The organism is Roseateles sp. P5_E11, assembly GCF_054049355.1.
On sequence record NZ_JBFUMO010000321.1, the window covers coordinates 1 to 9,160 of the forward strand.

The 9,160-nt window shown below is 67.7% G+C and carries 6 protein-coding genes and 2 riboswitches; of the genes, 5 read left to right on the forward strand and 1 reads right to left on the reverse strand.

Annotation, left to right across the window (positions count from 1 at the left end):
- Both ACXJKR_RS20560 and ACXJKR_RS20565 read left to right on the forward strand, forming a co-directional pair.
- The coding region (locus tag ACXJKR_RS20560; RefSeq protein WP_457324393.1) for a hypothetical protein at window positions 1-1,214 on the forward strand (1,214 nt) is incomplete at its 5' end.
- Between the two features lie 65 nt (window positions 1,215-1,279).
- Entirely contained in the window at window positions 1,280-4,486 is a 3,207-nt protein-coding gene (locus tag ACXJKR_RS20565; RefSeq protein ID WP_457324394.1) for an amidohydrolase family protein, read from the forward strand.
- Here the strand turns inward: ACXJKR_RS20565 and ACXJKR_RS20570 are convergent.
- A complete protein-coding gene (locus ACXJKR_RS20570; protein ID WP_457324395.1) occupies window positions 4,483-5,319 on the reverse strand; it encodes a hypothetical protein in 837 nt (278 codons plus the stop codon). The genes ACXJKR_RS20565 and ACXJKR_RS20570 overlap by 4 nt on opposite strands.
- 78 nt (window positions 5,320-5,397) lie before the next feature.
- A riboswitch (glycine riboswitch) is annotated at window positions 5,398-5,495 on the forward strand.
- Between the two features lie 32 nt (window positions 5,496-5,527).
- A riboswitch (glycine riboswitch) is annotated at window positions 5,528-5,642 on the forward strand.
- A 27-nt stretch (window positions 5,643-5,669) separates the two neighbouring features.
- Between ACXJKR_RS20570 and gcvT the strand changes: the two genes are divergently transcribed.
- The 3 genes from gcvT to gcvP form a co-directional block, all read left to right on the forward strand.
- Complete coding sequence (gene gcvT / locus ACXJKR_RS20575) at window positions 5,670-6,782, forward strand: glycine cleavage system aminomethyltransferase GcvT (protein ID WP_457324396.1); 1,113 nt, start codon at window positions 5,670-5,672, stop codon at window positions 6,780-6,782.
- Window positions 6,783-6,801: 19 nt separating this feature from the next.
- A complete protein-coding gene (gcvH, locus tag ACXJKR_RS20580) occupies window positions 6,802-7,176 on the forward strand; it encodes a glycine cleavage system protein GcvH (protein ID WP_056197006.1) in 375 nt (124 codons plus the stop codon).
- Window positions 7,177-7,197: 21 nt separating this feature from the next.
- On the forward strand, window positions 7,198-9,160 hold a 1,963-nt coding region (gene gcvP, locus ACXJKR_RS20585; protein WP_457324397.1), incomplete at its 3' end, for an aminomethyl-transferring glycine dehydrogenase.

Sequence of the window (9,160 nt, forward strand, 5' to 3'; positions counted from 1 at the left end):
TCAATGAGCTGGTCAGCCATTCCTTGCTGCAGGCCGGCGGCGATGCCGAGCCGCGCTACCGCATGCTGGAATTGCTGCGCCGCGGGGTGCTCGCAGGCGTGGACGCGGCCGAGCAGCGCGGTGCGCGCGGCACGCTGCGCGCGGCGTTGTGTGACTGGGCACTTGCGCTGGGCCTGCAAGCGCCGATCACGGCGTGGGCGCCACGGCGCGAGCAGGCTCGCGCCCTCATCGCCGGTGCCGTCGACGATGGCGACGCCACCGCGGGTGTGCGCCTGGCGCTGGCCATGCGCCCCTGCTGGGAAAGCGACGGCGTGGACCGCACGCTGGTGGACCAGCTCGGCCTGCTGCTGCAACTCGCACCCTGCTCCGCCGGCCATGAGCTGCGCGCGCAACTGGCCTTCACACACGGCGACCGCGCCCTCGCGCTGGCCGAGGCCGAGCGTGCGCTGCAACTGGCTGGCAGCGACCCCGTCGCCCGCGCACCGGCTCTGGTGCGCCGTGCCTGGGTGCTGCTGGCCGGCGACAACCGCGAGCAGGGCCAGACCCGCCCGCTTGAAGAAGCTATCGGCCTGGCCCGGCGCGTCGGCGACGTGGCCACCGAGGCACGTGCCTGGCAGCAACTGGCCGCCATCGCCGTGTCGCGTGGCCAGCCCGCGCAGGCCGAGGCGCTGTACGCCCGCGCCCAGGAGCTGTGGGAGGCGGTCGGCCACTCGCGCCAGGCCGCCGCAAGGCTGCGCAACCGCGCCCAGTGCCTGATCGAGCTGGGCGACATCGCCACCGCGCTGGGCTGGATCACCGCCTGCCAGCGGCTGGCCGAGGCCGATGGCGACGGCGTGGGCCAACTCGACGCGGCCATCTCGCTCGCCATGGTCCACGAAGCCCGCCGCGACTGGCCGGCCATGCTCGCGGCGGCTCGCCAGGCCTTGCGCATCGCGCATGGGCGTCAGCATCTGCACGCGCGGGCCCTGACGCTGCAGCTCTTCCCTCGGCCGCTGGCACGGCTGCGCCACCCCGAGCAGGCGCTGCAGCTGGCGGCCTTTGCCGAGCAGTACTGGCAGCGCCATCTGGGCGCCCTGGGCTCGCGTGAAGCCCGCGCGCTGGCGCGTGTGCGCCGCCTGGCCGGCGCCCAACTCAGCCGTGACGGCGCCAAGCTGGCCTGGGCCTCCGGGCAAACCCTGAACCTCGCAGAAGCCCTGGCCTTGGCTGGGGCGTGACGAACGGGCGGGCAAGCCACCCTTCGCTAGCATCGAAGGTTTTGGTCTTCCCAACACCCGCCTCCATGCATCGTCTGAACGCCGCCCCCGCCCTGCTGCTGGCCGCAGCCCTGGCCGCGAACGCACAAGAAGCGCCCAAGCCTGCCGCGCCGGCCGCGTCCGCGGTCTGGAATGTCAACACGCCGCCCGGCGTGGCCAAGACGGCCAACATCGACGTGAAGAGCGGCACCTGGATGAGCGTGGACGTCAGCCCCGACGGCAAGACGATCGTGTTCGACCTGCTGGGTGACCTGTACACGCTGCCGATCGGCGGCGGCGAGGCCAAGGCGCTGACCCACTCCATCGCGTGGGAACACCAGGCCCGCTTCTCGCCGGACGGCAAGCAGATCGCCTTCCTCAGCGACGCCGGCGGCGGCGACAACATCTGGGTCATGAACATAGACGGCAGCGGCGCCCGCGCCGTGACCAAGGAAGACTTCCGCCTGCTGAACAACCCGGTCTGGCACCCCAGCGGCAAATACCTGCTGGCACGCAAGCACTACACCGGCACGCGCAGCGCGGGCTCGGGCGAGATCTGGCTCTTCCATGTCGACGGCGACGCCGCGAAGAACAAGGGCGTGCAGCTCAACGAGAAGCCCAACTGGCAGAAGGACCTCGGCGAGCCGGCCGTGTCGCCGGACGGCAAGTACCTTTACTACTCGCAGGACACGACACCCGGAAAGACCTTCGAATACAACAAGGACAGCAATGGCGAGATCTACAAGATCTTCCGCCAGGACCTGGGCGACGGGTCGGTCGAGGCCTTCGTTCAAGGCCCCGGTGGCGCGGTGCGGCCCACGCCCTCGCCGGATGGCAAATACCTGGCCTTCGTGCGCCGCGTGCGCAACCAGAGCACGCTGTTCCTGAAGGACCTGAGCACCGGTGTCGAGCGCCCGGCCTGGAGTGGCCTGTCACGCGACCTGCAGGAGATCTGGGCGATGTGGGGCGTCTACCCCAGCTTCGCGTGGATGCCTGGCTCCAAGGAGATGGTCGTCTGGGCCGAGGGCAAGATCTGGCGCGTCGACCCCTTCAAGGGCACGGCTGCCGACATTCCCTTCCACGTGAAGGACACGCGCGAGCTGCGCGAACCGATGCGCTTTGCGCAAGACGTGTCCCCGGCGAAGTTCGCCGTGCACCAGTTGCGCGGTGCCCAGGTGTCGCCGGACGGCAAGCGCGTCGTCTACTCGGCCCTGGGCTCGCTCTACGTCAAGGATCTGCCGGACGGCACGCCGCGCCGGCTGACCAAGCAAGACGAGTCGTTTGAGTTTGCGCCTCAGGGAGCTATCCGCCGCCTGGACATCGCCTCCGGCAAGGAGACCGTGCTCGTCAAGGAGCCGGGCAAATACCTGGAACCGCGCCTGTCGCCGGACGGCAAGCAGGTGGTCTACCGCAAGGTCAAGGGCGGCGGCCTGACCAGCCCCTGGCACAGCCTGGACACCGGCCTCTACCTCGCCGTGGCCGATGGCTTGGGCAAGCCCGAGCGGATAGCCAAGGAGGGCAGCGGCGCGCAGTTCGGTGCGAAGAGCGACGAGCTCTTCTTCACGAAGACGAGCAGCACCAGTGAGGTCGAGCAGCGCTTCTCGCTGACGCGCCTGAACCTGCGCGACCATAGCGAGACCGAGGTGGCGCGCAGCGACGCGGCGGCCGAGTACAGCGTGTCACCCGACGGCCAGTGGCTGGGCTTTGTCGAACGCTTCCATGCCTATGTGACGCCGCTGCCAAAYGTGCAGGGCCAGTCGGGCAAGACCATCACGGTGGGCGCCAAGATGGACGCGCTGCCGGTGCGCCAGCTCGACGTGAACGCCGGCTCGGCGCTGCACTGGAGTGGCGACAGCAAGAAACTGCATTTCACGCTGGGTGATGAGCTCTTCACCGCGAGCGCCGAAGGCAAGGACAAGGCAACCAGCCAGAAGATCGGCTTCGAGCAGGCCAGCGACAAGCCCACGGGCAAGGTCGCACTGACCGGCGCCCGCGTCGTGACGATGAAGGGGGATGAAGTCATCGAGGGCGGCACGGTCCTGGTCGACGGCAACCGCATCGTGGCGGTCGGCAAGGACGTCGCGATTCCCGCGGACGCCAAGCGCATCGACGCCAGCGGCAAGACCATCGTGCCCGGCTTCATCGATGCCCACTGGCATGGTTCCATGAACGACTCGGGCCTGATCCCGCAGCAGAGCTGGGTCAACCTCGCCTCGCTGGCCTTCGGCGTGACGACGCTGCACGACCCGTCCAACCTGAGCTCGGCCATCTTCACGCAGGCCGAGATGCAGCGCGCCGGCCTCGTGCTGGGCCCGCGCATCTACTCGACCGGCACCATCCTCTACGGTGCCCGCACGCCCTTCTATTCCAACGTCAACAGCCTGGACGACGCGCTGACCCACCTGAACCGCCAGAAGGCCGAAGGCGCCATCAGCGTCAAGAGCTACCAGCAGCCGCGCCGCGACCAGCGCCAGCAGGTGCTGGAGGCCGCACGCCAGACCGGCATGATGGTGGTGCCCGAAGGCGGCTCGCTATTTCAGCTGAACATGAGCATGATCGTCGACGGCCACACGACGGTGGAGCATGCGCTGCCGCTGGCCGAGGTCTGGGACGACGTCAAGCAGCTGTGGAGCCAGAACGCCGTGGGCTACACGCCGACGCTGAACGTCGGCTACGGCGGCCTGTTCGGCGAGAACTATTGGTATGCCCGCACCGACGTCTGGAAGCACCCGCTGCTGAGCCGCTACGTGCCGCGCACCGTGCTCGAGCCGCGCTCGATTCGCCGCGAGACCGCGCCCGAGGAAGACTTCAACGTCATCCGCGTGGCCCGTACCGCGACCGCGCTGTCACGCGCTGGCGTCAACACCTCCATCGGCGCCCACGGCCAGCGCGAAGGCCTGGGCACGCACTGGGAGATGTGGATGTTCGTCATGGGCGGCATGACGCCGCATGAAGCCCTGCGCACCGCCACCATCAACCCGGCGCGCAACTTCGGCTTCGAGAAGGATCTGGGTTCGCTGGAGCCCGRCAAGCTGGCCGACCTGGTCGTCATCAACGGCAACCCGCTGGCCGACATCCGTCAGTCGGACCGCATCGCCCAGGTCATGCAGAACGGCCGCCTGTTCGACGCGATGACGATGAACCAGGTCGCCCCGGTGGCCAAGGCGCGCAAGCCGCTATTCTTCGAAGGCGCCGACGGCCAGACCATGCCCATCGACAGCGAGGCCCTGGAGTCGGGACACTTCGGCGACTAACTCCGCTGCAGGCGCCGCCTGGCCAACAGCACGGCGGCACCGCACAGGGCCATCAGCAAGGTGCCCGGCTCGGGCACAGGCGCGGCCTGCAGGTAGTTGAATCCCGAGCCCGAGGTCAGCGTCACCTGGTTTTGCGGCACGCCGTTCAGAGAGACCGTCATGCCGCCCCAGCGCAGCGTGTGCCCCAGGTCGAAGGCGGCCGTGGCCAAGGCGCCGCCCTGACCGTTGTATGAGGTCTGGGCCGAGGCTTCCAGCTCCACATACAGGGGCAGCATCTGGCCGGTGTTGATGGTGGCCGTGCCGTGCAATATCCCGATGGGATCACCCACATAGCCGTGGATGGCCAGCGTCGGGGAGTTGTTGTACAGATGCCCCCCAGCGCCCAGGTCGAAGGCGCCACCACCCACGTCGGCGCGCACCTGCCAGTTCGCCGCAGCCTCATTGGACGCGCCGACACTGAAGCTGCCACTCAGCAGCAGATCGAACTGCACGACCACCTGGGTGCCCGCGGCAACCCCGGCCAGATCCAGCTTGAAATCGTCGCGGAAGGTCGCCCGCGCCAGGCTGTTCAGGCTGCCCGTCGAGGTGCCGTCCATCTTCAGGGTGCCGGCCTGTGCGAAGGCATGGGCGGCGCCGCTGGAATTGAAGCCGCCGGTCACGAGGCCGCTGCTCAGTTCAGCGGTGCTGGGCTGGGTCAGCAAGGTATTCACCGGGCCGGTGCCGCCGAAGAAATTCGGGTTCACACCCAGCTGCACCGTGACACTGGTGACGGCTCCGGCGGGGGCCGCCAAGGAGGCAATCGCTAGGGCAAGCGCGGCGCGGATGGGCAACATGGCGGCTCCTCATAAATGATGAGCCGCGAGTCTGCCCCTAGCTGCTTGCGCGGACAGCCCCCTAGATGTGCATAGAATCCTCACTCGTCAGGAGAGCGCCCCGCTGAAGTTGGGGGCCGCCGAAGGCGCAGGGTCTAGCGATCCGAACGCTCAGGCAAAAGGACTGACAAACGTCTTGAGTGGGCGCCACCAGTGGCAGACACTCCCGACGTTCCTCACTGGAGAGAAGCCGACCCTGGAGTCGGCTCACCGAAGGGGCAAGCTTGCGCGGGACTGCACACCGCCTTGTCAATCTCTCAGGTACCAGGGACAGCGAGGACATCCAAACCCGAATTTCGTCGGAGCACTTGATGTCCTCTTTGCTGCAAACGCCCCTGCACGCCCTTCACGTCGAACTCGGCGCCAAGATGGTGCCCTTCGCCGGCTACGACATGCCGGTGCAATACCCCGCCGGCGTGATGGCCGAGCACAAGCACACGCGAGCGGCCGCCGGCCTGTTCGATGTGTCGCACATGGGCCAGGTGCGCCTGGTCGGCTCGGATGCCGCCGCTGCGCTCGAGACCCTGGTGCCGGTCGATATCGTCGACCTCGGCGTCTTCAAGCAGCGTTATGCCCTCTTCACGAACGACCAGGGCGGCCTGCTGGACGACCTGATGGTCTGCAAGCGCCCCGACGACCTGTTCGTGGTGGTGAACGCCGGCTGCAAGGAGCAGGACATTGCTCACATGCAAAAGCACATCGGCTCGCGCTGCGAGGTCATTCCCGTGCCTGAGCGCGCGCTGCTGGCGCTGCAAGGCCCGCTGGCCGTCGACGCGCTCAGCCRCCTGATTCCCGGTGTCGAAAAGCTGACCTTCATGACCGGCGGCTTCTTCTATGTCGACGGCATTGACTTCTTCCTGACCCGCTCGGGCTACACCGGCGAGGATGGCTTCGAAATCTCGGTCCACCAGGATCACGCGATCGCCTTCGCCCGCAAGCTGCTGGCGCAACCCGAGGTCAAGCCCATCGGCCTGGGCGCGCGCGACTCGTTGCGCCTGGAAGCCGGCCTGTGCCTCTACGGCCACGACATCAACGAGACGACCACGCCGGTCGAAGCGGCCATCACCTGGGCCATCCAGAAGGTGCGCCGCGCTGGCGGCGCGCGTGCCGGTGGCTATCCCGGCACGGCCATCATCGACGAGCAACTGGCCAACGGCGCGGCGCGCAAGCGCGTGGGCCTGGTCGGCAAGGAACGCATGCCCGTGCGTGAGGGCGCCAAGATCGTGTCGGCCGACGGCACCGAGATCGGCACCGTCACCAGCGGCACACTCGGCCCCACGGTCAACCAACCGGTGGCACTCGCCTATCTCGACAAGGCGCATACCGCCGCTGGCACCGAAGTCTTCGCCATCGTGCGCGACAAGCGCACGCCCATGGTTGTTTCCGCCACCCCCTTCACCCCCAACCGCTACTACCGCGGCTAATCCACTCGGAGCCTGAACGATGAGCATCAAGTACACCCCCGATCACGAATGGCTTGACGTCCACGGCGACGGCACGGCGACGGTCGGCATCACCGTGCACGCGCAGGACGCGCTGGGCGACGTGGTCTTCGTGGACCTGCCCGAAGTGGGCAAGACCTATGCCGAGAAGGAAGTCGCCGGCGTCGTCGAGTCCGTCAAGGCCGCCGCCGACGTCTACATGCCCGTGGACGGCGAAGTCGTCGAGGTCAACGAAGCCCTGCGCGACGACCCGGCCCTGGCCAACACCGACCCGCTCAAGGCCGGCTGGTTCTTCAAGGTCAAGCTGAGCAATCCCAGCCAGCTCGATGCCCTGATGGACTCGACCGCCTACGACGCCCTGTTGAAGACCCTGTAAATCCTCGAAGCAAGACCCGCCATGCCGACGCCGCTTTCCCATCTCGAAGACGCCTCCGAATTCCACGCCCGCCACATCGGGCCGGATGCCGTCGATGAATCCCTGATGTGCGCCGCCGTGGGCGTGGCCAGCCGCACCGCGCTGATCGACGCGGTCGTGCCCAAGTCCATCCGCCGCGCCCAGGGCATGAAGCTGCCCGCGCCCATCACCGAGGCCGGTGCGCTGGCCGAGTTGAAGCTGATCGCCGGCAAAAACAAGGTCTACAAGAGCTTCATCGGCCAGGGCTACTACGGCGTGCACACGCCGGGCGTCATCCTGCGCAACATCCTCGAGAACCCCGCCTGGTACACGGCCTACACGCCCTACCAGGCCGAGATCTCGCAGGGCCGCATGGAAGCCATCCTGAACTTCCAGACGATGGTGACCGACCTCACCGGCATGGACATCGCCAACGGCTCCATGCTGGACGAGGCCACCTCGGCCGCCGAGGCCGTCACGCTGGCCAAGCGCGGCGTGAAGAGCAAGAGCAACACGCTGATCGTCGCTGGCGACGTGCACCCGCAGACCATCGAAGTCATCCAGACGCGCTGCGCGCCGTTGGGTATCGACGTGAAGGTCGGCATGGCGCCCGCGCTGATGGCCGAGAACGACTACTTCGCCGTCGTCTGCCAATACCCCAGCACCACCGGCCTCATCCATGACCTGAAGGTATTTGCCGACCAGGCCCACGCCAAGAGCGCCGCCTTCATCGTCTGCACCGACCTGCTGGCGCTGACGCTGCTGGTCTCGCCCGGCGAATTCGGCGCCGACATCGTGGCCGGCAACAGCCAGCGCTTCGGCATGCCCATGGGCGCCGGCGGCCCGCACGCCGCCTTCCTGGCTTGCAAGGACGAATTCAAGCGCTCCATGCCGGGTCGCTTGGTCGGCGTCAGCAAGGACGCGCAAGGCCACCCGGCCATGCGCCTGGCGCTGCAGACCCGCGAGCAACACATCCGCCGCGAGAAGGCCACCTCCAACATCTGCACGGCGCAAGTGCTGCCGGCCGTCGTGGCCAGCATGTACGCGGTCTATCACGGCCCGCAAGGCCTCAAGCGCATCGCCGAACGCGTGGCCAGCTACACGGCCATCCTGCACGCCGGCCTGACGCGCATGGGCGCCAAGGTCGTCACGCCGCATGTGTTCGACACGCTGCTCGTGGAGTGTGATCCTGCCCCCGTCATGGCCAAGGCCGTGGCCGCGCAAACCAACCTGCGCAAGATCAGCGACAAGCACGTCAGCATCGCGCTGGACGAGACGACGACGCGCGCCGACATCGAGGCGATCTGGAGCTGGTTCGCACCCGCTGGTGCGGCCGTGCCGACCGTCGCCGAGTTCGCCGCCGGCGTCGACAGCCTGATCCCGACGCACTTGCGCCGCAGCAGCGCCTACCTGACCCACCCGGTCTTCAACACCCACCACAGCGAAACCGAGATGCTGCGCTACATCCGCAGCCTGTCGGACAAGGACCTGGCGCTGGACCGCAGCATGATCCCGCTGGGCTCCTGCACGATGAAGCTCAACGCCACGGCCGAGATGATCCCCATCACCTGGCCGGAGTTCGCGGGCGTGCACCCCTTTGCGCCGCAGGACCAGCTGGCCGGCTACACCGAGCTGGACCAGCTGCTGCAGAACTGGCTGACCGAGTGCACCGGCTATGCCGGCATCAGCCTGCAGCCCAATGCCGGCTCGCAGGGCGAGTACGCCGGCCTCTTGGCCATCAAGGCCTGGCATGAATCGCGCGGTGAAGCGCAGCGCAACGTCTGCCTGATCCCCGAGAGCGCCCACGGTACCAACCCGGCATYGGCCCAGATGGTGGGCATGCAGGTCGTCGTCACCAAGTGCGACAAGGAAGGCAATATCGACCTGGTCGACCTGAAGGCCAAGTGCGAACTGCACGCCGCCAAGCTGGCCGCCATCATGATCACCTACCCCTCCACGTATGGCG